General features: G+C 66.5%; 17 protein-coding genes and 5 pseudogenes. 7 read left to right on the top strand and 15 right to left on the bottom strand.

Going from position 1 to position 22,080, the window contains the following annotated elements; translation table 11 throughout:
- Positions 1 to 100: 100 nt before the first annotated feature.
- The 13 genes from ACWDZ7_RS29715 to ACWDZ7_RS29655 all read right to left on the bottom strand — a co-directional run bounded on the left by ACWDZ7_RS29715 (position 101) and on the right by ACWDZ7_RS29655 (position 14,377).
- On the bottom strand, positions 101 to 1,720 hold the full coding sequence (locus ACWDZ7_RS29715) for an ATP-grasp domain-containing protein (protein WP_451801180.1): 1,620 nt from the start codon (positions 1,718 to 1,720) through the stop codon (positions 101 to 103).
- A gap of 93 nt (positions 1,721 to 1,813) precedes the next feature.
- Entirely contained in the window at positions 1,814 to 2,029 is a 216-nt protein-coding gene (locus tag ACWDZ7_RS29710) for a hypothetical protein (protein ID WP_451801178.1), read from the bottom strand.
- Between the two features lie 213 nt (positions 2,030 to 2,242).
- Complete coding sequence (locus tag ACWDZ7_RS29705) at positions 2,243 to 2,791, bottom strand: hypothetical protein (protein WP_451801176.1); 549 nt, start codon at positions 2,789 to 2,791, stop codon at positions 2,243 to 2,245.
- A 138-nt stretch (positions 2,792 to 2,929) separates the two neighbouring features.
- Positions 2,930 to 5,218: a relaxase MobL gene (mobL, locus tag ACWDZ7_RS29700; RefSeq protein ID WP_451801175.1), complete on the bottom strand. Its 2,289-nt coding sequence runs from the start codon at positions 5,216 to 5,218 to the stop codon at positions 2,930 to 2,932.
- 96 nt (positions 5,219 to 5,314) lie between these two features.
- A complete protein-coding gene (locus ACWDZ7_RS29695) occupies positions 5,315 to 6,364 on the bottom strand; it encodes a hypothetical protein (protein WP_451801173.1) in 1,050 nt (349 codons plus the stop codon).
- Positions 6,364 to 6,888 carry a hypothetical protein gene (locus ACWDZ7_RS29690; protein ID WP_451801172.1) on the bottom strand — a complete coding sequence of 175 codons (525 nt, stop codon included), beginning with the start codon at positions 6,886 to 6,888 and terminating at the stop codon, positions 6,364 to 6,366. Before ACWDZ7_RS29690 ends, ACWDZ7_RS29695 begins: the two co-directional genes overlap by 1 nt.
- Positions 6,889 to 6,951: 63 nt before the next feature.
- Positions 6,952 to 7,662, bottom strand: coding sequence for a hypothetical protein (locus ACWDZ7_RS29685; RefSeq protein WP_451801170.1), 711 nt, complete (start codon positions 7,660 to 7,662; stop codon positions 6,952 to 6,954).
- Positions 7,659 to 8,408, bottom strand: a complete 750-nt coding sequence (locus ACWDZ7_RS29680; protein ID WP_451801169.1) for a hypothetical protein — start codon at positions 8,406 to 8,408, stop codon at positions 7,659 to 7,661. The genes ACWDZ7_RS29685 and ACWDZ7_RS29680 overlap by 4 nt, the downstream gene beginning before the upstream one ends.
- 113 nt (positions 8,409 to 8,521) lie before the next feature.
- On the bottom strand, positions 8,522 to 9,223 hold the full coding sequence (locus tag ACWDZ7_RS29675; RefSeq protein ID WP_451801167.1) for a hypothetical protein: 702 nt from the start codon (positions 9,221 to 9,223) through the stop codon (positions 8,522 to 8,524).
- Complete coding sequence (locus tag ACWDZ7_RS29670) at positions 9,220 to 10,203, bottom strand: hypothetical protein (protein ID WP_451801165.1); 984 nt, start codon at positions 10,201 to 10,203, stop codon at positions 9,220 to 9,222. The genes ACWDZ7_RS29675 and ACWDZ7_RS29670 overlap by 4 nt, the downstream gene beginning before the upstream one ends.
- 197 nt (positions 10,204 to 10,400) lie before the next feature.
- Positions 10,401 to 12,482 (bottom strand): phage tail tip lysozyme, encoded by a 2,082-nt coding sequence (locus tag ACWDZ7_RS29665; RefSeq protein WP_451801163.1) that lies wholly within the window; start codon positions 12,480 to 12,482, stop codon positions 10,401 to 10,403.
- A 58-nt stretch (positions 12,483 to 12,540) separates the two neighbouring features.
- Positions 12,541 to 13,845 carry a hypothetical protein gene (locus ACWDZ7_RS29660; protein WP_451801161.1) on the bottom strand — a complete coding sequence of 435 codons (1,305 nt, stop codon included), beginning with the start codon at positions 13,843 to 13,845 and terminating at the stop codon, positions 12,541 to 12,543.
- Between the two features lie 139 nt (positions 13,846 to 13,984).
- Positions 13,985 to 14,377 (bottom strand): hypothetical protein, encoded by a 393-nt coding sequence (locus ACWDZ7_RS29655; protein WP_451801159.1) that lies wholly within the window; start codon positions 14,375 to 14,377, stop codon positions 13,985 to 13,987.
- Between the two features lie 423 nt (positions 14,378 to 14,800).
- On the opposite strand from ACWDZ7_RS29655, the gene ACWDZ7_RS29650 reads away from it, so the two are divergent.
- Positions 14,801 to 15,310, top strand: coding sequence for a helix-turn-helix domain-containing protein (locus ACWDZ7_RS29650; RefSeq protein ID WP_451801157.1), 510 nt, complete (start codon positions 14,801 to 14,803; stop codon positions 15,308 to 15,310).
- 329 nt (positions 15,311 to 15,639) lie between these two features.
- Positions 15,640 to 15,801 carry a hypothetical protein gene (locus ACWDZ7_RS29645; protein ID WP_451801155.1) on the top strand — a complete coding sequence of 54 codons (162 nt, stop codon included), beginning with the start codon at positions 15,640 to 15,642 and terminating at the stop codon, positions 15,799 to 15,801.
- Positions 15,802 to 16,277: 476 nt separating this feature from the next.
- On the opposite strand, the pseudogene ACWDZ7_RS29640 reads toward ACWDZ7_RS29645, so the two are convergent.
- Positions 16,278 to 16,500 (bottom strand): annotated as a pseudogene (locus ACWDZ7_RS29640) (hydroxymethylbilane synthase); the annotation flags it as partial.
- A gap of 210 nt (positions 16,501 to 16,710) precedes the next feature.
- On the opposite strand from ACWDZ7_RS29640, the pseudogene ACWDZ7_RS29635 reads away from it, so the two are divergent.
- The 5 genes and pseudogenes from ACWDZ7_RS29635 to ACWDZ7_RS29615 form a co-directional block, all read left to right on the top strand.
- A pseudogene (locus ACWDZ7_RS29635) lies at positions 16,711 to 17,307 on the top strand (cation:proton antiporter domain-containing protein); the annotation flags it as partial.
- Positions 17,308 to 17,404: 97 nt separating this feature from the next.
- Positions 17,405 to 17,547 (top strand): annotated as a pseudogene (locus ACWDZ7_RS29630) (Na+/H+ antiporter NhaA); the annotation flags it as partial.
- Between the two features lie 209 nt (positions 17,548 to 17,756).
- On the top strand, positions 17,757 to 18,329 hold the full coding sequence (locus ACWDZ7_RS29625) for a GNAT family N-acetyltransferase (RefSeq protein ID WP_451801153.1): 573 nt from the start codon (positions 17,757 to 17,759) through the stop codon (positions 18,327 to 18,329).
- 863 nt (positions 18,330 to 19,192) lie between these two features.
- Positions 19,193 to 20,734 (top strand): alanine/glycine:cation symporter family protein, encoded by a 1,542-nt coding sequence (locus ACWDZ7_RS29620; protein WP_451801151.1) that lies wholly within the window; start codon positions 19,193 to 19,195, stop codon positions 20,732 to 20,734.
- A gap of 168 nt (positions 20,735 to 20,902) precedes the next feature.
- A pseudogene (locus ACWDZ7_RS29615) lies at positions 20,903 to 21,603 on the top strand (Na+/H+ antiporter NhaA); the annotation flags it as partial.
- Between the two features lie 123 nt (positions 21,604 to 21,726).
- Here ACWDZ7_RS29615 and ACWDZ7_RS29610 read toward each other — a convergent pair.
- Positions 21,727 to 21,999: pseudogene (locus tag ACWDZ7_RS29610) on the bottom strand (transposase); the annotation flags it as partial.
- Positions 22,000 to 22,080: the final 81 nt, after the last annotated feature.

Here is a 22,080-nt window from a genome sequence, read left to right as displayed (position 1 = left end):
GACTCGGTGCCCTCCGGAGTCTGGGGCTGCTCGAACTGGTGGTTGAAGCGCTCCCTGGCGGGGCCTCGTTGCTCCCCTCCGTGCCGGCCTTACGGCGTGGTCAGGCGGCGCGCTGCGCCTCGGAGGTGACCTCCACGACGACACGGCCAAGAACCTCGTCGAGGTGCTGCTGGGCGTCATGCGCACTGTCACCACTGACGACCGCGAAGCCGCAGCGGATGTTGTTCGGCGTGGTGCTGGACGGGGTGAGCGTGGCGACGTCGCCGACGTCGCACAGCCACTGGAAGTGCTCCAGATGATGGTCGTTGCCAGGGAGTAGCTCACGGTGGGTGACAAGACCTGCGGCCGGCGGGTAGATCATGCCAATGGCGGCGCTTCGCTGCCGAACGGGGCGCAAGTCGGGGATCTCGCCGCAGGCGAGAGCGGCGGAGGCCAGGGGCAGGGAGATCCCAGTGGCCAGGCGCACGAGTTCGCCGATGAGGTCGCCGCCCAGGCGCGCGTTGACTTCGATGACCTTCGGTCCGTCCTCGGTGAGGCGGATCTCAACGTGGCTGACTCCGTGGGTGATGCCCACAGCCTCCAGAGCGGCTGCGGCGACGGGCGAGACCTCGCACAGGAGGGGGTCGTCGGCAGTGACGCTGTGCTCGGTCTCCATGAAGTAGGGGTCGAAACCGACCGACGTGCGGGTGACGGCCACGGCGCTGGTGACACCGCGATGGGTGACAGTCTCCACGGAGACCTCGGGTCCGTCGAGGTACTCCTCCACGAGCACGCCGTCTCCCTCGGGGCCCTGGTGGGCGGCGCCGGCGGAGGCGATGGACCAGGCAGTGGGCAGGTCGGTGATCGTGCCGACGCGGACGACACCAATGCCGCCGGCGTGAGCAGCGGGTTTGAGGACGACCGGGTAGTCGACGCGTTCGGCCGCGGAGGCCGCGGCGTCCAGGGTGTGCACCCAGGTGGAGGCGGCGGAGGGGACGCCGGCTGCGGCGAAGCGCTGGCGGGAGATGGCCTTGTCGCGGGCGGAGACGATAGCCGCGAGGCTGTTGCCGGGTCGGCCGCCGAGGCTCTGGGCAAGGCGGGCGACGGTCATCAGGTAGTACTCGTCCCAGGTCACGACGCCAGCGATGGGCCAGCGGACGGCGAGCGACGCGGCGGCAGCATTAACCGCGATCGGGTCGCTCAGATCGGCCACCTCGTGGTCGATGACGTAGGGCTTCTGCCAGGTCAGCGGTGTGTCGTTGATCAGCAGCAGCGGGTAGTGGGCCGCGGTCTGCTCCAGCAGGTAGCTCCGCATGGGGCGCGGGCCGCAGCCGATCACGAGCAGCATGGGGTGGGACACGGTGAACTCCCAGGAGATTAGGGCGGGTTGGACCGGGATCAGGCCGCGCGCGGCGTGTCGGCCGTGGCAGGGGGGGCCGGTGGCCGCGGGATCGGCAGCGGTGAGGCTGGGCGCGTAGGAGGCGCGGTGGTGCCACAGGCCTCGGAAGACGAGGGCCATGGCCGCGCCCTGCAGGGCGGCGCAGGTGAGGAGCAGGCCGGGCAGGGCGTCGGCGGGGAGGGCGGCGACCAGCACGCTGGTCACGGGCATCGGCACCACGACCAGCACGCTGGTCATGCTGAGCGTGCTGCCGAAGACGGCGGTCGGGATGAGGTGGGCGCGCAGGGTGCGCAGGGCGACGGTCGCCGCGCCTTCGAGAGCCACCAGGACGGCGATGGTCACCGCGTACACGGCGAGAGGTCGGTGGTCAGGCGATGAACGCGACGTCGGACACCGGCGTCTGGGGGCGAGTCGCGTCGGCGGCGCACGGTGGTGCTAGAACCAGCTGGCGGCGACCCAGCCCTTCATGCCGTACGAGCCGCTGGAGAAGGATTCGCCGTAGTACCAGCGGTTGCCATAGCGGTTCTTGGCGGAGCAGAGCACGTAGAACTCGCCGGCCGAATCGAGCTGCCGCTTCTTCTTGTAGGCCACACCCGGGCCGGTACGGATGGCTGGCCATTCCAGGTTGGGGCCGATCACGCTGTGGTTCATGTCGTTGCTCAGTCGGGGTTCGGGATGACCGGGCTGCCCCACAGACACACCGGCACACGAGATGCGCCGGTGTGTCTGTGGGGCAGCCCTGCGGAGAGGGCTGCTCGCCCTGAAAGGAGCGGCGCCGCGAGTATGTCGAGGCATTCCGCTTGCGACGACGGCGAGTTCGCCAAGTGACATCCAGGGGCCTTTCGAATGAGGCTTGACTCGGTCTCAGCCGACCGCCGGCTCCTCGGCCTCGACCTCGGCTGCCTGCTCCTGCTTGGTCTCGGGGGCCGGGGCCTGAGCCTGCGACTCCTTGGCTGCCGCCCGTGCTTCGTGGGCAGCGCGCATGGACGCGAACTGGTTGTCCAGCGTCTTGTCGTCGACCTTGAACTCGGAGGCCTCGACGGATTTGGTGTTAACCACCAGGCCAGTGCCGCGCGTCGCGGGCATTACGTTGCCCTTGAAGCCGTAGATGGTTCCGACCTCGGTGCCGTCCTTGTTCAGGATCGGCTCGGTGTTCGGACCCGCGGCCTTGACGATCTCCTCCATCTGGCCGGTGGAGTACGGAGCGCCGTTGTTGTAGCGGACCTTGCCGTCCTCACCCTGAACCCGATCGGACTTCAGATGCAGGTTCGTCTGCTCCGGACCGCGCGGATCTCGAGCATCGAGCTGGACGTCGGCGTACTGGGACTTGCGGTCCTTGGTGACGTCGTTCTTGTAGACCTTCGCGATGAGGTTGACTCCGGTCATCGCGCCCTTGCCCCTGAGAAGTGCCATGATCTCTTCCTTCCACTTGTTCCGACTGCCCTCTGACAAGTCGACCGCGATCAGTCACATCATCCAGACAAGGCATTAAGTCCCCGCTGAACGCTCTTCACGCTAATACTCTCATAGAGCACTCGACAAGACCTGCGACTAATCTTTCTGCTCACGTTCAAAGTCGATCGAGATGGGAGATGACTGCGAATCGGATGCCATTCCGGCGTCCGCTGCGGCCACAGCCTGATCGACCTGAGCCTGGACCCGAACGACGAGGTCGGCGTCCAGTGACGAAGCCTTGGACCGTCGCATCCGCTCGACCTGCTCGCGCCCGGCGCGCAGCTCCGCGATCCGGGAGCGCAACACGAGGGTGCCGGAGTCCTCGTCTGTCTGCTGAGGTGCCAGCTTCCGGGAGACCCGTGTCATCGCCGCGACATCGTCCACCGGCAGATCGGGAATTGCCTCGGCCTGGCCGGACTGGTCCAGGTAGTCCATCGCCGCCAGCAGCAGCCGCCGGCGGTCCCTGGTCGTCTCGACGAAGGTCTGGTGTGCGTGCGGCCCGATCTCGACGTCGGTGACGAAGTCGTATCCCAGGTGGTTCAGGTCCAGGGCCTTGACCTCGTCGAAGTCATACGCGGCACCGACGACGATCTTGAAGTCCGTGCTGACCGCGTCGGTCTCCGTACTCGCCTGATCCTCGGCGCTCGACCCCACGCGCAGCACCAGGTCGGAGGAAGCGAGATCGGCCCGCAGGTTGTCCAGCTTCTGGTCATAGGACTGCTTCATCGTCCGGATGCGCGCGTCCAGCACCGCTCGGCCGCGCTTGCCCTCGGTCAGGAGCCTGCCGCCGGGCTGATCGTAGATTGTCCGGCCCAGGTTCTCGGCCTCCTCGGGGTCCCTCATCCGCTGCAGGGAGGCATCCGCGCGCAGCGCCATGAGCGAGAGCAGCCGCTGACCGTAGGTCGCCACGTCCTGCTGCTCCTCGTACCACTGGCCGGCGTCCCCGGGGAAGGGCAGGAAGTGCCGGTACTTGCTCATCAGCCGCCGGTGGTAGTTCTCCTCGAAGCGGTAGAAGTCGTAGAGCGGGCGCGAGTCCTCGGCGGCGACGTCGGCCTTCTCGGCCTGTTCCCACTGGTGCGCGAGGTCGCGGTAGACCCCGGCCTTCTCCCGGTGGTGCTGCAGGCGTGAGGCGTAGCTGCGCAGTCTGAAGCCGAAGGAGACCAAGTCGGCCTCAGTATGCTGGTCTTCGCCCTGCCGGTCCGCGGCGAGCACCGCCATCTGCTGATAGTCCATCCCCATGACTTCGAGCATTGGCGTGCGCACCCGCAGCTCCGACTCCGGCATGGCCCGCAGCATCTGGTAGATGCCGTTGACGGCGCGCTCCATGATCTGCGTACGTCCCTGCTCGACCAGCTTCTGCCATTCCACCGTGCTCAGAGACTCTTTCGCGCGGCGCTCGTTGGCGTAGTCGACGATGCGTTCCATGGCCTCCGGCATCGGGGACCCGGCACGGTCTAGTTGCTCTTCCACGAGCTCGGTCACCAGGTGGTTCGCCTTGCGCATGCGGGCGTCATTCGAGTCGGCGCGCCACAACGTTCGGTCTGCCGGCAGGCAGGCGAGCAGGAACTGTGGCAGGGACTCGGCGCGGATCCGCTCGTGCGCCCACCGCTTGATGAAGGTGGTGACGTTGCGCCTCTCGTAGCCGACGGCGCTGGAGAGATGAGCCACCGCCTGCTTCTCATCGAGCCAGGCGTCAATACCGCGGCGGAGCCTGAACTTGTGCCGGTCGAGGAGCTTGCCGCGCTGCGTACCGTTCTTCGTCACCTGGCCCCTGCCGCCGTCGACCATGGCCAGGTGGCAGTGCACGTGCTCGGTGTCGACCTGGATGACCCCGACGTAGCGCAGGTCGTCGAAGCCGCTGGTGCCCGAGCTCATCCGCTCCAGGCCGTGCATGATCGCCATGCGCAGCTTCATCTGGTCGATGTGGCCGCGGTAGTCGCCGCGGGCTTCGCAGTGGAAGTCCTCGTCGATGATGCGGTGCTTCCGCAGGTACTCCTCGTCGAAGGACAGCACCGTCTTGAGCACGGTCTTGCCGTTCTCGAAGTGCTGCTGGATGTCGTTGCCGGCCGCGCGCAGCTGCTCGTCGGAGAGTGAGACCGAGCCGTAGCCGAAGGCCACGCCGCCGTCGCCCTGGGCCTGGCGCATCTCATGCTTCGCCGCACTCCGCGAGATGCCGGCGCGCTCGACGGCAGACTCCCGCGCCATGTAGCGCATGATGAAGTCGTCGGTGCGCAGGCGCTGGATGGGAGCCAGCGACTCGGTCGCCTGCTCGCGGGCCATGTACCGGGTGACGTAGTCGCCCGGCGTCGCGCCGCGTGATCCCTTGCCGCCGGGCAGCGGCACGCTGAATTCGTTCACCACGATGATGTCCTGCTTCAGGCCCATCGTCGCTCTCCTTCCGGCATCGGTACCGACGCACTACGGCCCCGGCTGCTGTCCACCAGCAACCGGGGCCGCGCGCTCGTCATGCCTGATCCGTCCTCAAGACCCCAGGCTCTGCTCGCCGTTCTCGCCGAAGTCCAGATCGGCCGCACGTTGGGCCACCTGGAGCTTGCGCTTGTCCAGACTCGGAGCGGGCTTGAGCTCAGGTCGCCGGGTCTCCTGTTCCTGCTCCTCCAGCTCCAGGTCGAGATCCAGGTTCAGGTCGCGCTGCGCCTCACGGGCCGGAACTGGGGGAGCGAACACCTCCTCCTGCTCCTCGGCCTGGTGCAGAGCCCCAGCCACGCGCTCCCGGTAGAGGTTCTCCGTGGTGCCCTCGGTGCTCGCACGCTCGGTCTGGTACTGCTCCTGTTCGGCGGCGATCTCCGCTTCGATCTGCTGCAGACGTGCGCTCATGCCGTCAGCGACCGGCGCTGCCTCAGGCGCGGGCGCTCCGACGACCTGCTTGACCTCAGTGTCCAGGCCCAGCTCGTCCTCGGTAAACAGCGAGTTGATCGCGTCCGAAGGCGCCTTCAGCCCGCGCGCATCGACCACAGCCTCAGCCCGTGGGACGCCGTCCTTGGAGTGGTCGGCGAAGTAGTCGGCGAGGTCGTAGCCGCTGGACTCGAGATCGATCTCCAAGCCCCCGATGTCGTGGATCTGGGTGAAGACCACGGCCGTATCGTCTTCGGTCTGTGCCCCTGACGGAGCGAGCACGAGCATGTCCGCCGTGGCCGGCAGCTCCCACTCGATCCCAGTGACCTGCTCGGGCACGGCGAAGCCGCTCGTGAAGTAGCCCTTGCTGGCGAGCACGACCAGCTGCTGGTTGTCGAACTCGTAGAAGGCGTCTACCTTCTCGCCCTGGCCGGGGGAGTAGGTCACCTGGGAGATGCCGAACGGCAGTGCCTTGGCCGGGGTGACCGAGCGCAGCTCGCCCGTCATGTGCAGATACGGGCGGTAGTTCTCCTCCTTGCCCCGGTGTTTGAGGTCGAGCAGTTCGACCATGACGCCGAGCTCGGCGTTCACCCCCTCCAGCCGGTACGTCTCCACTCCTCGTTCACGCAGGACACGGTGGGCCCATACGTCGTTCATCGTCAGTCCTGCGGTGCGCATCACTTGCTCCTCTTGCGGTTGGTCTTACTCTGGTTGGTGGTCCTTGTCGTGGACTTCGGCGTGGCGTCGGCCCCGGTCGCCTCGCCACGGGCGTCCCGGATCTTCGCGATCATCCGCGTTGCCCTGCGCCACATGCCGCGCATCATGACGATCTCGCCTGCGGCGAGCAGTGCGACCAGGAAGAGGAGCGGCATCAGCCACATGGCGATGCTTCCGTCCGCACTGAGCGCACCCCGGGATGTGCCCGACTGCTGGTGCAGCCATGCGCCCAGCAGCGGGATGATGACCATGGCCGTGATGAACGCCAACAGGTAGTCGGCGAGAAGGACGATGGCCCGGAAGAATCCCGCCCACCCCACGACGGAGAACCTGCCGGTCTCCTTCTTCGGGGCCAGACGCCGCCATCCGGTGCGCAGCTTTGAGTCCTTCTGTTCCTTCACGGGCTTCGCCGTGGTCTTCTTCGCCGTCGCGGTCGTGCTTGTCGGGGCGGTCGTCTCGGTCTTCTCCAGGGTCTGGGTCGACATGTTCGTGTCCTTACGTCTCGTCGGGGTCTTCTTTGGTGCGTGCTGAAGCGGTGGGCGCTTCGCTCACCTGGTCGGCTTGGGGGTGGGCTGTTCCTCGCTGGCGGCAGCGGGGGCGTCGCGGGTCTTGCTGGAGGCCCGGTAGGCGTCCAGCGACGTCACCGTGCCGTTCTGAGAGGTGGCGTAGGTGAAGACCACGAACTCGCTCTTGGCAGCGCTGTTCTCATCCGGTCCGACACGGACCGGATCGAGCCGGGCCACCCCCGAGTAGGAGTAGTTCAGGCCCTGCACCCGTCTCACATCGATGTCCAGATCAGCGAGCGTGTACGTCGTCCCAGCGCCCTTCGTGGCTCTGGCCGCCGTCATCCACTCCGGCACGAACTCGGTGAGCACCCGGGACTTGTGGTCGAGGAAGGCGTAGCGCGCGTCGAGCAGTACCTGCTGCTCCTTGACGGTCCGGGTCGACACCGAGCTGTCCGTGAAACTGAGCAGGAGGGACCGGCCCGTCGCCCTGTCACGGTTCACCCGCTCGATGTCCACGCCCGGCAGCTGAACCAGCAGCGCCGTGTGCTGCGTTGCGACCTTGGCCCGGGCGTCGCCGAGGTTGCCTCCGAGCTTGTGAACAACCGCATCGGCCTGGGTGTCCGACGCGGCCGGGCCGTCGCTGAGCAGGCTGGCTCCGAGCGTGACCACCGAGAGCGCGAGCAGTGCCCCGGTGCCGCCGAGCAGGATCTTCCCGGCGTGCTGGAGCAGCTTGTCCTTGATCTCCTCGTTCACGGTGTCTTCGCCTCCTGCTTCAGGGCCTCGCCGGTGGCCGTCATGCCGGTCTGGATGTTCACGAACGCCTTGCGGACCTGGTCGTAATCGGCGCGGGCCCAGGCCAGCACCGCCGGCCTCTCGCCCGCACCGGTACTGGTCTCCATTGCCAGCCAGGTCACCGTGATGGTGCTGTCGTCGTTGACCAGGTAGGGCATCTGGGCGACCCACTCAAAGCCGGAGTTGAAGCTCATCGGGATCCCGACGCCGGCCACCACGTCCTTGTCACTGGCGAGCAGGTACCACGGCCCCAGGTCCGCCTGGTGCACCGACGGGGCGAAGTAGGGGATGAGGTTGCGCAGCGTCGACTGAGACATCGCCGTGTCGAGCGTGCCGCCGTCTGCCGCCACACTGGGCGTCAGGTAGCGGTAGTCGTTCTGCAGCTTCGCGACCTGACCAGCCGCCGTCAGGGCCGCGGTCAGACCACGCTCGGCGTCGTCGGCCTTCGGCAGCGCCGCCGTCTTCGCCTCGGTGATCCTGATCTGCTCCCGCAAAGAGGAGACCTCCGGCGCAGCCGTATCGATCACCGCGCTCTGACCGCCGGAGAACCCCGCGGAGAGTGCGAAGCACAGCAGTGCGCCCACACCCATGCTCACGCCGGCCACGAGGGTGCGCTTGCGCAGACCGCCCGCGGGATCCGTCTGCTCAGGAGTGTCCGTGCTCTCCTGCGAGGACGCGGACGTCGCGACGAAGCGCGTCTTGCGCACTGCGCCCCCACTCGACTCATCGGTCTGTGTCGATGCCATTGGTCCTCAACTTGCCGTTTCACTCGAATACCAGGGCGACTCTATCAATAGGGTGAGTTGAAAGGTGGTATGAGTCATCCGGAATAGTGAGTCTCGCCGCTCGCCGGGACGCCGGAGAGATTCGAGACCTTGCCCTGGGCGTCGACCGTGACGAAGAGCAGCGCGCGCCGGTGCGCCGTGACACTGGCTTTGCTCGCCTTGTTCTGGGACACCGCGTCGGAGGTGACCTCGACGTCGGCCAGGATGGCGTAGGTGTAGACGCCCGCCTTGACATCGACGACCTCGATGCCCGGATCCTCGCCCAGAGCCGAGTTCAGGCCGACCGTGTCGATGTAGTAGTAACGCCGCCCCTGGGAGTCCTCGTTGAACCTCGACGGAGGCATGAACGACTTCAGGAACGTCTCGTTCTCGGCGAGGTCGAACCGGCTCTTCAGGCTCTCGCGCGCCGCCTCGTAGCTCTGTCCCGAGTCCCACGTGAAGGCCATGGAAAGCAGCGACTTGATGCGCTCGCCGTCGGTGCTCAGCCGGTTTTGGCTGACCCCCATAGCCGCCGTAACGTCCGCGTTCACCTGCTCGGCGTTCTTCTTCTGGATGCCTGCCAGATGTCCCTCGACGTCGTTGATCCGGGTTTCCTGCTCAGCCAGGGCCGCGTGCAGGCTGCTCCAGGTCGCGCCAGCAACCGTCGCGACAACCGCGAGGACCGCTGCCGTCACCAGGACCGGGAGGTTGCGCCGGAAGAATCCCCGCCGTGTGGGTGCTGCCGTCTGCTCCGTCATCGCCTCCCGCCCTTCTTCTGTGCGCCCGTGCCGCTGGGTTCGCGGACTCCGGGCCGGGCCGGCATCTTGATTGCGGGGTTCTCGTACTGGGCCCCAGCGGCGGTCACCACGAGCGCCAAGTGGTCGAAGGCCCCCGTCCTGCCGTTGTGCACGTAGCGCGCGCTCGCCCAGGCGAGCACCTCGCCGCTCTTCGTGTCCCGGCACAGCCAGACGACCTTCGCCTGGTTTGTCACGCCCGAGACGTTCTTCATGCTCAGGTCGGGCATCACCGTCTCGACCTTCCACGCGTACGTGCTCGGGGCAGCTGCGTTCTGGCCGTCGTAGCGGATGTACCAGGCGTGGCGCGGATCGATCTCGGTGGTCGCGTCGAACGGCGTCAGCGACGAGGTGCTGTACGCCTCCTTGTCACTGACCAGGAAGGAGTGCTTGCTGAACAGCGGGGCCATGTCCCGGCGGTGCTTGATGATCTCCAGCGTGGCCTGGTTCGGGGCCCCGTTGTTCGGGCTGGGCTGGACGCTGGCCTGGTGGTGCAACGTGGCGAAGGTCTGCTCCCCGGTCGCGACCTTCTTCGCGTCGGCGGCTGCCGCCTCGGTGAGCTTGGACAACTGCGCGCCGGCGTCCGCCTCCACGGGCGTGGACTGGGCATCATCCAGCTGCCCCTTGAGCTGGACGATCTGGGCCTCGTTGTCCGCCGTGCTCGCCTTGAAGCTCTCGCCGGCCACGCCCGTGGCGACGACCAGGGCGAGGATCCCGACGCCCATCACTGCGGTGACGCTGCGCCGGATCAAACGTGCGTTGTCCTCAGGGGTGCGCACCTGGACCTTCTCGCGCTGGCGCATCGTCCAGCCCGCGAAGCACTCTTCGAGCTCAGCTCCGGTGACCTTCTTGCGCGTCTTCGGTGCCGCGGGCTTCTCCCCGGGCATCGCCCCGGTCTCCCGCTCGGGGCCCGTGCTCTCGGACTCGTCATGGACTGTCGTCACGGAACAAACTCCTCACTCCACGTTACGCCCATAAGCGACTCAAGTCTATCCCGAAAGGTATTCGAGGCCGACTCATAGTCCATTCAATAGTGGCTCCGAAAAACGACGCCGACACGCAGGGCCTGTACCGGGCATGAAGAAGCCGGTGCCCAGATCGCCCGGCACCGGCTTCTCACTCCCAGATCAGATACAGCGCATCAGACCGTCTTGATCTCGCCGGAGGGGAGCATCGAATTCGACATGTCCACGAACTTCCAACCCTCGGCCGCCATCCGCGCCGCGCTGTCGACACGGACCCGGCCCATGTAGGCGCAGTAGCCGGCCTCGCCGAGGATGACCTTGTCGCCCCGGACGCCGAGCACCACGAGGGTGTGGCCAGCAGGACCGGAGCCCGGGCCGGAACCCACCGAATACGGCGTCGGTGTCGAGGACAACTGCTTGCCGGTCGCGCTCGCGATCGTGTACGCAGTCTCTTTGCCGTCACCGGCCGGGTAGGTCTGGAACGTCGTGTACTTGTTCACGAAGTAGGTCGAGAACGACACGCAGTTCTCAGCATGGTTGCGTCCGCACGAGCCAGGACCACCCTGGTCGCCGTAGCGGTCGTCGAGGAACTTGTCACCCTCCTTGTTGAAGAGGTCGACGAGGGCCTGAGCCTCTTCCTGGGTCATCCCGCCGTCCTTCAATGAGACAGAAGTACCGCCCTTGGTGCTGCAGTTGCTCCGGATCGTGTTGATGCCGTTAACGATGTTCTCGATGATCCCGCCGACGATGTTCTCGACACCGCCCACGATCGAGCTGTCGACCGACCAGCCACTCATCTTGCCGAACCACATCTCGGCGTTGTCACCTCGTGCGGTGAGCCCGGCCGCGCCGTCAGTCGAACGCTCCCAGTTCTCGTGGAAGTGCAGCGCGGCCGCACGCGGGGAGCCCTGCGACGTCTTGAGCATGCCCTTGAAGACCGTGACATCGCCCGGGTTGTCCCCATCGATCATGAAGGCCAACTGGGCCTTAATCATGAACCAGTCGATGCCGTTGCTCTTCGCGTATTGGCGCAGCAACGTGTTGCGGCCGAACGTCCACTGCCCGAGACCGATGCCGTTGTCCGTGTTCTGTGCGGCGCTGGCCTTCCCGGCGGTCATGGCATATGTCCCCGTGGGGAAGTTCTGCACGCTCGTCGGGTCGATCCCGGACTCCTGCGACCAGTTGCCGAGGATGCCCGCGATGTTCTCTTTCGGCATCCCCCAGCTGCTGAGCACCGAGTAGATCTCCTTGGCGTTCTTCTCCATGCCCGCCGGGACGGTGGCCCCGGAACCGTCGCCGACGCTACCCGCGTTGACGACGCACGCCGTCCCGTTCGCGTTGATGCTGCCTTCTGCCAGCGTCGTCGAGTTGAGAACCGGGCCCAGCGTGGCCAAGATGGCGGTCATCGTGACGGCACCCGACATTAATGCCGCTACAGGGGCAATCGCCGTGACAGCGACACCCAGGAACGCGCCGACCCCCTTGGCTATGAAGCTGCCGAGCGCCATGAACGGCGCAGCGATCGCATGACCAACCGCCTTAGCGATGTTGACGATGATCGTCCATAGCAACTTTCCGCCGTTGACGGCCATCGCCATGGCGGCGAAAAACATAGACTTGAGCCAGTGCAGGAAGGCCATGGCCGTGATCACACCCATGACCGGCGGAGCAGCAGCCGCGCCACCGCCGACGGCAACGCCCTTGGCCGCCTTCGAGCCCAGGCCCTCGTCGTCCTTCGACGCACCACGCTCGTAGCCCGTGCCGCCAGCACCTAGCTCGCACTGGTCGGCCTGCTTGGCGTCCGGGCTGCCACCGATGACCTTGGACACGCCCTTGACCGCGTCCTGGGCCCCCTCGACGCCGACGTTCTTCGCCGCGCCAGCAGCGGCTCCCGGAAGCCCGCCAGCCTGTGCGCCGGCCACGGCACCGGAGACGGCAGCTCCTGCGTAACGCCCGGCGTTACGGCGGGTCGCGCTGTTGCCGTCTCCCCCGATCGCCTTCTGGGCCGCGCCTCCGGCCATGTTCCAGGCGACGCCGTTCATGCCCTGCTTGCTCTTCGACCCGGCATTCGCGGCACCGGCCGCCTTGCGCTGCTTGGGCACTCTGGTCTTGCCCGTGGAAGGCTTCTCGATGCCTCCCTTGGGGCCGAAGCTCTTGGTCCCGCGACCCTGCCGGGGCATCCCCTGACTCACCGACCTGCTCGGCTGACCCTTCGTCGTCCCCTTCTTGAGACTCCGATTCGGCTTGTCGGTGGCCATGTCGCGTTCCTTTCCGGCTCAATGCCAGGTAACGGGATGCGTCACTTCATTGCCGCACTCAATGGAGCGTGGTGAGGAACGTCTTGTCGTCTCGAATGGTGCTGTTGGACTGCACGTCCCGCAGGCTCGCGTCCAGTCGGAGCAAGTCGAGCGACAAATCCGACTCGTACTGCGCCTTGTTCCGGGAGTAGTTCTGATACGCCTGTGAAAGGTTGTTCATGATGTTCATGAGAGGGCGCATCGTCACGTCAGAGGACTGGTAATCCTCGATGAGGCTGGTGCCGTCCGAGAGGGGCCACTGCATGTCCGAGATCTGCTGGCTCGTCGGATCCGAGCCCTCATCACGCTTCTTGGTGAAGAACTGGGTGTAGCTCTGACCGGCCGGCACCAGGGCATCGAGGTAGCCGTCGTAGACGTTGCCTGCACGCCAGTTGAGGTCGAAGCCGCCCGGGGCGACGTGGTTGGTCTGCAGCGCCAGCGTCGAGACGCCGTCCTTGGCCTCGGCCGCAGAGACGCCCGTGATCTTGTCGGTGGCGATCGAGACCGGAACGGTCGGCGGACGCAGGAACAGGCCGTCGATCTTCGTCGTCTGCAGGTCGGAGGTGTACGACTGAATCTGCGTCAGATTCGTGCGCATCTCGACGAGCTTCTGGTCCAGGGCACCCCTGGCCTCGGCCTCCTTTTCCTTAAGCGCGACCTCGTAGTAGGCCTGCGCCGGGTCGAAGGCCAGGGCGTCGAGCGCAGCGATCTTCTGGACCCCGGACGCGCCGGGGTTGAAGAAGACCCGCCATTGGTCGTACTTGGAAAAGGTCTCGTCGCCGGCCAGCTTGCCGCTGCTCTGCGTCTGCTCGGCTCCGGGCGTGGTGAGTTCGGCGTTCGCACGGACCGTCAGGTTCAACACCTGGCGGTCGAAGGGTCGGTCGGCGTTTAGGAGGACCCCGATGTAGCCGGTCGAACCGAAGGCGTAAAAGGAGCCCTTGATCCCGCTGGTGCTGACCGGCTCGCTATTCAGCGAGGTGTCCGACCCGAGCAGGAACGCCCTGTAGTCCGCGGCGTTGTACGAGATCTGGGCGGTCGGACTGAAGTGCATCATCACGAGCGCCTTGTTGCCGCTCTCGTTGGTGTAGATCCCGTCGACGGTGCCGTCGAGATTCGTCTTCGACGTCTTGAAGTCGCTGGTGTACAGCGCCGTCTGCGACAGCGAGTCCCGCTCCGCCTGGTACGCCGAGGCCCCCGATGCGCTGATTGCGATCGCGCCCGTGACCGCGAAGATGCCGAAGGACACCCCAAAACGCTCGATCGCGTGGTGCGAGTCGAGCTTGAACTTCCTGCTGAATGTCAGTGCCTTGTCCTTGATCCCCATGTTCTGCTCTCTTTCGTGCCTGCACCGTGCTGCGGGCCCGGATATGGCGAACCGGGCCGGAGGAGGCCTTTGCACCTCAACCGACCCGGTTCGCTCGACGCCTTTGTCTCCGGTCGTGTGCACGGTCTGTCACGGCCTCTTACTTGGAGGGGCCGCTCAGGAGCCTGCTGAACTGATCAACGGTCTGGACGATCACCGTGCCGCCGCCGAGGTCCGTGATGGTCTGCTGGCCGCCGGAACCGACCGTCGAGATCAGCGACCACCCGCCAGTGCCCAGGGCTCCGCCGACGAGAATGAGGAGCGCGATCGTGCCCCAGCCCTGCTGCTGGCCCGCGGACTGCGGGTTGGCCATCAGCTTCTTGATCAAAAGCACGCCGCCCCAGACCAGGCCGACAGCACCGAGCAGCATGAGCAGAAGACCGCCCCAGAGCTGGATCTGGGACTTGGCGTTCTGTAGGAAGCTGGTCAGGTCCCAGGCTGCACTCGGCAGGGAGGCCTGTGTGAGGACGGCTGCCTCGTGGATCTGCTTCACGGTTCTTTCCTCTCGCCTTTCGAGTCATTCGGTGGCATGACAGTGAGTCTCAAGGCGACAAGCGCAGCTCGTCCACCTGGGAGGTCAGCGATAGAAGCCGGAATGGTCGGTGGCATGCTATCGCCCCCTCTCGATTCGCATAAGTGCGCATCTGCAGTGACTAACCTACCCCACTCAAATGCCGGGTCGCAGAGGCATGCCAAAGGGTCTATCGATAAAGCGTCGAAAAGCGCTCGGAAACGAGGTGAATCGGCACCGCGGTGCGCGACCGCAGGGCCGTGGCGGACGCCTGTGGAATCCGCAGTGCGGGATGTGTAATGTGCCGCTCCAGTACTGCTGCGACGCTGGCCTGCTCGATTTCGGGGCGGGCCATGCGCACGCACCCCGTCGATCGCGATCTTGACCAGGAAGTACCAAACCGCCATGAACCCACTGCCCGGGGACCTTTTCGCCCGCCGACTTCGTCAAGAACGCGAACGCCTCGGCATCAGCCAGGCAGAGCTAGCGCGCCGTATGGCCGCACTGCTCGGCACGAACGTTGACTCCACCGCCATCACGCGCATCGAGCAGCAGACTCGCGCGGTCAGGCTCGACGAGGCGGTCACCGCTGCCGGGGCTCTCGGAGTCCCTCTGATCACACTGGTCAGCGACAACTACGCCCGCGAGAACGAGGCTGAGATCCAGAGCCAGCTCGCCGAGCTCGCCCTCGCCGAGCAGGAATGGGAGAGACTGCGCCAGAAGATCCACCGGATCACCCAGACCATCCAGCAACTCTCCGCTGAGCGGGAGGCCTTCCGCTCTCACGCGCTGGATGTCAACCCTGAAACCGCCGGCGACTACGAGCTCGACCCTGAGACCCAGGCCGCTCTCGACGTCCGGATGCGTGATGTCCGCAACAAGCCGGCCGGAGAGGTCACAGACCCAGGCGCATGACGCTGTTGCGGGCGGCTGGGTTGAACTCGCGGCCCCGCAGCAGGAGCGAACGACCGGTTGCGTGCTGCTAATCAGCCCGCGTGGCCGTCAGCACCGTAGATTCGCGCGTCGAGGTCCTCGTACAGCTGCCGCATGATCGCCCGCTGACGCTCACGGGTGTTCTCTGCCGTAGAGGCCGCATCAGTGAACCGAACACGGCGCGCAGATCGATGGCGCTGGCTCGGACGGCATGACAACCGCGTCAAGCAGTGCATTTCCAGGCCGTGCAGCCGCAGATCCGCACTGTCCCTCATCGTCGAGACTCAAGCGGTGCGGATAGGCTCTAGAGTATGGGAATTGACTGGGAGAACCTGCTCGGCACAAGCGGTAACGGCCTCAACGATGCATACGATAGGGCGGTCTCCTCGGTCATCTACGGCGAGACCCTGGGGGGCGAGCGTCAGCCACTCCCAGTCGGCGAAGAGTGCGACGACACGGATGGCCTGCGCTGACCTGAGGGCACGCACAGAAGCTGCCCGATGAGCCGAGGCGGCCTGCAGCAACACCCGCTCAGCCAACGGCCGAGTGCATGGGCGGCGGCCGGCGGGGCCATTGCCGTCGCGCTCCCGCATCACCCGCAGCAAGTCCTCGAACTGTGCCGGATCCGCAGACCCGCGAACGCCTCCACCTGCAACGGCTCGGCCCTCAACTCTCAACGCATGCACGTAAGATGTTCAGTTCGCAGCCGTTCGCAACAGCTTCTAGCTGGCCAGGCCGTGCGCGCGCCTTTGCGGACGATGCCTGAAGCAGGCCAAGCGCGCGCTGGCCGATGAGGCAACGTCGGCCGGAGAAGGCTAGGTCAGCACCTGGGCGGCATGCACCTGAAGTTTGGTTCGTACCTCTGAGCCCTCCGACTTCGAGAGCTGGTGCGACTCGAGAGGCGCCGGCCAGCACACCAACGTGATCAACTCGGCGCCGATATCACCAAGAGTGTGGCCGGGTCAAGGCGGCTGACCCATTCGTGGGCGTGAATCACATCATGGCGGGAGCGAGAGCTCCCCGCCGCGCTCAATCCGGGTGCACCCGGCGATAGGGGAGTTGCAGTGCCCGTGGCGGACGTGGAGGAACAGGCGCTTCGCCTCCGTCTCCCGGTAGGCGTCGCGGTCGTCAAGGCTGCCGACGAGGTCGATCAGCCCCGTATCGTCCTGGCGTCGCGGCCCCATGAGGGCGGCATGAGGACGCGACCCTTGGTTCTGACGCATCGTCGGATTCCGGGCACTCCCGGGCACCTGGCGGTGCACGAGATCGGGGAATCCGCGGGGTGACCTGGGGCTACTCCGGGCACGCCAAGTGTCGTGATATCCCGCGTGATTCCTGTGAGACCGCAGGTCAGCCGTGCTCCCTTACATATCCACAACCCCTTCCTGGCGTACGGGGTGACCGAACTCGCCGGTGGCTACGGCTTCCTCGCTGTATTCACCACCGCCTGCGCGGTCAGGGCGGCGGAGCGCGCCCATGGCTTCCACAACGTGCTGCACGACTTCGTGGAACAGGTCGAGCGACTGCTGACCGCGACGCTGCTGTTCCTGCTGGGCGCGTTCATCGCGCTGGGCGGTCTGGCACCGCTGACCTGGCAGGGCGCCGCGACCGGGCTGCTGCTTCTGCTGGTGGTCCGGCCGCTGGCCGGGTGGGCCGGGCTGCTGGGGGGCCGCTTGAGGCGCTGGGAGCGGTGGGTCGTGGCGGGCTACGGGATCCGCGGTATCGGCTCGCTGTACTACCTCGCCTACGCGCTGGGGCAGCAGGACTTCTCGGTTCCCGAGCGAGAGCTATGGGCGGTGGTGACATTCACGGTGCTGGTGTCGGTCGTGCTGCACGGTGTCACGGCCGGGCCAGTGGTGACCCGTCTGGACCGGCGGCGGACCGCACAGCCCTCAGAGCCGGGGGAGAAGCGGAGGGACGAGACAGCACGAGTCGAAGGAGCCCCGCGTCCGGCCGTAGGGCCTGTGGGCGACAGCTGAGCCACGGCTCGATTCGGTGTGAGGAGCGAGACAAGAGAGGAGCGTGGGATGCGCCGGGAAGTCTGGTCGGCGGCCTAGGGGCGCGGATTTTCCCGGCCTGCCGCCATGGCCTGAGCGGTAGGCCATCGCGCGCTGCGAACCGAGACCGTCGGCGGGCTCATCCTCCTGGCGGCGGCAGTCGTCGCGCTGATGTGGGCGAACAGCCCGTGGAGCGGAGCGTACGGGCAGCTCGCGGTGTTCTTGGCCGTTCCCACCGCTCTCTACGCTTCCGTTGCCGCGACGGCCGGAGGAAACGGCCGAGACCGTCGATGCCGACGCCGTCGGCACCCCTGACACCCGTGCCCGGGCGGGCCAGGGCACGGCAGCGGCACGGGAACCGAGCGACGATAGGACGAGGAGGCGCCTGCCAGGGCGCCGTAACCGTTGGATGAGCGGGGTCCTGCCGACACGTGGTCCAGCATGAGGTTCGCCTTTGCGCCACTCGGGTGCTCTTGCGAGGTTTCTTGCCGCGCTCCCGGGTCATTCGTCTTGGATGTCTGACGGGGGCTGCTCCATCCGGACGTCGGCGTCGAGCCTCTTCCGCTCCACGAGGGAGCGGACAAGCGCCGACCGCGACTTCACATGGACGGCTGCCGCTGAGATCGGCCGACCAGGCATCGTGGACAGGGGCTGACCGAGTGGATCGGCAGGTGTACTTCGAGCGCGTGTTCCCGGGGCTGCCCGCAGGCCGCCAGGCCGTGTCCGTCCGGGACTCGGGCCACCGCCTGGTGGGCTGCCTCGAGTATCAGGTCTGCCCTGTGTGCCGCATCGGATACGTAGCCAATATCGCCGTCACCAGTCACTGGCAAGGACAGGGACTCGGCCGCCATGCTCTGCACACGGCCATGGCCCCGTGCAGGGGATACGCCTGGTCGACGTCCCGGCAGTCGTCCGATGGGCGGCGCTTCTTCGCCGTGATGGAGGAGGAGATGGAAGTCGCCTTCCCTGCCGCCGGTGTGCGGTGCTCACACATGACGTCATGATCGCCTTTGGCCCATGTGTCCTGACAGGCAACCGCGAAGTGTGGGGCAGGGGCGGGCACTACCGTCCAGGCGTCCCGGCCGACCCGCATCGATTCAAGCGACGTACTGCATCGGACATGGGGTGTGGAGGCGGCAAAACGGGCAGATGCGCCTATGCCTCCGGGCGGCGTGAGCGGATCCGTAGCTGTCGCCCGAGCAGGTCGGCGAGGCCCTGGCGGGTGGCGGCGAGGACGACCCGGTCCTGCGGACGCAGCACGTAGCACGTAGCACGTAGCCAGGGTGAAGGTTCCAGACCGGACCGGTGGGGCGCCCGGTGCCGTCGCTGGCGTGAGCGGAGGCCAGGTCGGGGAGGCGTTCGTCGGGCGCGGTCGAGTCGAGGGCCACGACGCGCCATGCCCCGGCTCTGAAGGACCGGCAATGGTGTGCCCTTCAGGGTAGGCCTGCCCTCGGAGTCACCGTTCGGTCCGCACGTAGAAGGGTCTTGAGGCGGATGGATGGATCACGGGATGGCGTGGGCCCTGCGGTGCGATCGCGGATGAGTGTCCGATGAACGGATCAGGCCATCTGAATAACGGTCTGATTTCGTTCGCTGGGACTTTCGAATATTACGCATGGTGATGTGACCTGCGTCACTAAAGAAACCGCAAAGGTCGTGGTAGAACTGCGCAACTCCGCAGGTGGCTACACCCCTCGCCACAACTCGGAGCGGCCGGCACGCACCGGCAGTACGACCAGGGTGATCACGTTCCGAGTCCGCGGTACGTCAGCCCAGGGTCGCCGATCGGACAACGGCGTTCGCTCAAAGACCGCACATCTTCCGGCGCACCCCCCGGCGCCGGCCCTGCGCCATCGAGGTAGCCACCGTGTCACTCGACTCCATCACCACCTCCGTCGACGAGGCTGTCAGCGGATTCTTCGAACCCATAGCCACCTGGCTCGGGGACGTCGTCTTCTACTCCGTCCCCGTCGCCGGTACGGAGTTGCCCCTCATCGTTGCCTGGCTTGTCATCGCAGGTCTGGTCTTCACCACCTGGTTCGGGCTGGTGCAGGTCAGAAAATTCAAACTCGCCGTGGACGTGGTGCGCGGGAAGTACGACGAGAAGGGGTCGGCCGGTGAGGTCAACCACTTCCAGGCTCTGACCGCCGCAGTCTCAGGCACTGTCGGCCTCGGCAACATCGCCGGTGTGGCCGTCGCCGTCTCCATCGGTGGCCCTGGCGCCACCTTCTGGATGATCCTGTGCGGTCTGCTGGGCATGGCCACCAAGTTCGTCGAGGTCACCTTGGGCGTGAAGTACCGCGAGGTGCACGCCGACGGCACCGTCTCCGGCGGCCCGATGCACTACCTGCCCAAGGGCCTGGCCGACCGCTTCGGCAAGAACGGCAAGACGCTCGGCAAGATACTGGCCGTTCTCGCCTCCTTCATGATCCTGTTCTTCGGCCTCTTCGGCGGCAACCTCTTTCAGGTCAACCAGTCCTACGCTCAGCTCGTCTCCGTCACCGGGGGCGAGAACGGCCTGATGGGTTCCTCTGCCGGTGCGCTGTTCTTCGGCATTCTGATCGCCGCCCTCGTCGGCATCGTGCTGCTCGGCGGCATCCGCTCGATCGCCAACGTGACCAGCAGGCTCGTGCCCGCCATGGCCGGCATCTACATCGTGGCCTGCCTGGTCGTCATCCTGGTTCACGTCTCCGCCGTGCCGGCCGCGATCGGCACGATCATCGAGGGTGCGTTCAACCCTCAGGGTGTCGCCGGCGGTGTCCTCGGCGCGCTGATCATCGGCTTCCAGCGGGCCGCGTTCTCCAACGAGGCCGGCCTCGGCTCCGCCCCGATCGCGCACTCGGCGGTCAAGACCAAGCACCCCGCCAGCGAGGGCCTGGTCGCGCTGCTGGAACCGTTCATCGACACCGTCATCATCTGCACGATGACCGCGCTGACGATCGTCATCGCCAACCCGGCCAGCTGGGGAGAGGCCCGCGAGAGCAACGGTGGGTCCATCGGCGGTGTCACCATCACCTCCGACGCCTTCGGCACCGTGATGCCCTGGTTCCCGTACATCCTCACCATCGCGGTGATGCTGTTCGCCATCTCCACTGTGCTCACCTGGGGCTACTACTGCCTCAAAGCTTGGACGTACCTCTTCGGCCGCAGCAGGGGCAGCGAGCTGACTTTCAAGGTGCTCTACACGCTGTTCGCGGTCGCGGGCTCCCTGCTGACGCTGGAAACCCTGATCGGCATGGCCGACGCGGTGCTCTTCATGCTCGCCGTCATCAACATCATCGGCCTGTACCTCCTCGCCCCGGTCGTCAAGCGAGAGCTGAACTCCTTCCTGGAGTTCGTCCGCGCTCGCAACGCCGATGAGATCACCAAGGACGACGAAGACCAGGAGTCGGTGAAGACCACCGTCTGACCGCCCCCGCGGCCCGGCTCCTGAGCGGGCCCGTCCATACCTGACGCCTTGGTATGGACGGGCCCGCTCGTCATGCCCGAAATACGCGCCCCAGCAGGGAAAATGCGGCCTGGCGGGCACGTGTAGACCGGTCTCACGCCCTCATGTCGATGCCCTGGAGGGGTTCCCCTGGTCGCCGGCATCGAGCTCAGACGTGAACTGGTCGTCGGCGAGCTGCGCACCCCCGCCACCACGGCACTGCCGGTCATAGCCGCCCTCTTCGGCATGATCGTGCCCGCCGCCGTCTACGTGGCCACGGTCGCAGCCGGTGGAGGCAGCCTGAACGGCTGGGCCGTGCCGATGGCCACCGACATCGCCTTCGCACTGGCCGTCCTCGCCGTCCTCAGCACCCACCTGCCCGCCTCGCTCCGGGCCTTCCTGCTCACCCTTCTCGGCGGAGCCTTCGCGGGACTGGCCGTCATCTCAGCGGCGAGATCAGGATCGCGCCGAGGTCGTCGACGACGGCGACTGGTGGTGGTACGTCCCACTCGGCGTCGTCACCTGGGCGCTCATGTACAAAGGCGGCGTCCACGCCACCGTCACCGGCGTTGCCATCGGCCTGATCCCGCGCACCACACGAGGCAAGGGCGAGACCGCATCCCCCGCCGAACGGGCCTCCCACCTGCTCCACCCCGTGTCCGCGGGCGTCGCGGTCCCCCTGTTCACGCGCAGCGGTTCTGGCCGGTTCTCTCGTAGCCGCAGCCTTGGCGGCTCCTCTCATCAAGCGGCGCAACGGCGTCTACCGGCGCCTTCATGGCGAGGAGACACGCGACGACGACCGCGACGGCATCCCCGGCATCTACCAGCGGGCCGATACCGCCGAGCGCTGACAGCAGGCCTTCATGGACGCCTCCAGGCACATCACCGGGGCTCTGGTCGTCAGAACGGCCTTGGGCGAGATTCGCACCGCCGGCAGCGCTCGCTGGGGCACCTCCCCGTCGGCAATGGCCACAGGCCTCGTTCCAGGCGGCCAGGCGCCGCCAGCAGGTCATACCCGAGCCGAAGCCCAACTCCTGGGGCACGTACTCCCCCCGGATGCCGGTGTGCAGGACGGACAAGATCTCACACAGGGCCTGCCGGTCCGGCACCCGCGGTCTGCCCTCGACCTGCTTGGGAGCAGGCGCGGGCGGCAACGGCGCGATGAGCGACCACAGTTCGTCCGACACGATCCACGGCCGCGCCTGGCGGTTCCCCAACTCAGACCAACGAACCGGCAAGCCAACCATCACATGATCAACCGTTTCTGTCAGAGCTGGTTACACGACCAGGCGTGTCTGCCGCCTGGATACACTGCCCCGTCCGAGGAG

The sequence above is a fragment of the Streptomyces sp. NPDC003032 genome, assembly GCF_053591415.1.
Note: the sequence above shows the minus strand (reverse complement) of the source record. Positions and strands in the feature narration are given on the sequence as shown.

What these genes read in the sequence shown, in the direction of transcription:
- ACWDZ7_RS29710 (WP_451801178.1), bottom strand. Translation starts at nt 2,029, where the DNA reads ATGAACCACAGCGTGATCGGCCCCAACCTGGAATGGCCAGCCATCCGT.
- ACWDZ7_RS29705 (WP_451801176.1), bottom strand. Translation starts at nt 2,791, where the DNA reads ATGGCACTTCTCAGGGGCAAGGGCGCGATGACCGGAGTCAACCTCATC.
- mobL (WP_451801175.1), bottom strand. Translation starts at nt 5,218, where the DNA reads ATGGGCCTGAAGCAGGACATCATCGTGGTGAACGAATTCAGCGTGCCG.
- ACWDZ7_RS29695 (WP_451801173.1), bottom strand. Translation starts at nt 6,364, where the DNA reads ATGCGCACCGCAGGACTGACGATGAACGACGTATGGGCCCACCGTGTC.
- ACWDZ7_RS29690 (WP_451801172.1), bottom strand. Translation starts at nt 6,888, where the DNA reads ATGTCGACCCAGACCCTGGAGAAGACCGAGACGACCGCCCCGACAAGC.
- ACWDZ7_RS29675 (WP_451801167.1), bottom strand. Translation starts at nt 9,223, where the DNA reads ATGACGGAGCAGACGGCAGCACCCACACGGCGGGGATTCTTCCGGCGC.
- ACWDZ7_RS29665 (WP_451801163.1), bottom strand. Translation starts at nt 12,482, where the DNA reads ATGGCCACCGACAAGCCGAATCGGAGTCTCAAGAAGGGGACGACGAAG.
- ACWDZ7_RS29660 (WP_451801161.1), bottom strand. Translation starts at nt 13,845, where the DNA reads ATGGGGATCAAGGACAAGGCACTGACATTCAGCAGGAAGTTCAAGCTC.
- ACWDZ7_RS29650 (WP_451801157.1), top strand. Translation starts at nt 14,801, where the DNA reads ATGAACCCACTGCCCGGGGACCTTTTCGCCCGCCGACTTCGTCAAGAA.
- ACWDZ7_RS29645 (WP_451801155.1), top strand. Translation starts at nt 15,640, where the DNA reads ATGGGAATTGACTGGGAGAACCTGCTCGGCACAAGCGGTAACGGCCTC.